Raw genomic sequence first — 836 nt, 5'->3', positions numbered from 1 at the left:
TAGAAGGCAATTACATTGTTTTATTCCCAAAATCTGTGCAACTGCTAAAAAAATTGACAAACAAGCATTTGCTTTGTTTGTTCAGCAAACTCTTTGATATTTACAACAAGCAAACAATTGTGAAAGCTGAAAATTTACTCGGTCGAGATAGTAAATTCCTGTTCAGTCAATTGCATAGTCGTAACTTATCTAAAGAAGACATTTACGATGTTCACTGTTTATGGGGGTATTATCATGACTATGCACATCATACTGGACCGCAACCATTAAATAAGAATCTGTATATAAAATTAAATTGGTTTACAGATCTTCTAGAAGAAATTAAAGTTAACTTAGTTACAGTGTGTATTATGCTAGAAGACTGTTCAAAGTTTTGGAAAGAAATAACTGAATTTATCCTCTTAGAACGCATATTTCGTTATCCAAAAGATTCTGATCAGCATATGACATTCGATGCTGGTACAGGGATCTTGCTTTTTGAAATATTGATGTGAAACAAAGCATTGATTGAAACGGATCAAGGAGGTATCTTTAATTTGGAGCATCTCAAACAAGTAATAGCATTGATGATTGCAGCTATAAAGCACTTGAAGCATTAGATGATGATGCTTATTTGGCAGGAGCTAAGGATTATATCCAAAATAATCTTGGAAAACCACAGACCTCAAAGTCACGATTTAACTTTTCAACATCATCTTATGCACAGTACATTATTGGGGGATTAAATCATTGAGTTTCTTAAAAGGACGGTTATTCCTGTTTACCTTTGCTATTCTAGCATTGTTTTCCATAAGTTGGTTATTATCTAAGAATTTGGTTAGCAATATACCCGTCAT

At 33.0% G+C, this 836-nt stretch carries 1 pseudogene; it reads left to right on the top strand.

Annotated features, from left to right (window positions below):
- A pseudogene (locus tag ACFIO3_RS14360) lies at nucleotides 1-494 on the top strand (hypothetical protein); the annotation flags it as partial.
- Nucleotides 495-836 lie beyond the last annotated feature (342 nt).

It is taken from the genome of Bartonella sp. AD328YNZD (genome assembly GCF_042196425.1).
The sequence above is the reverse complement of the archived record's forward strand: the minus strand, read 5'-3'. Positions and strand labels throughout refer to the sequence as shown.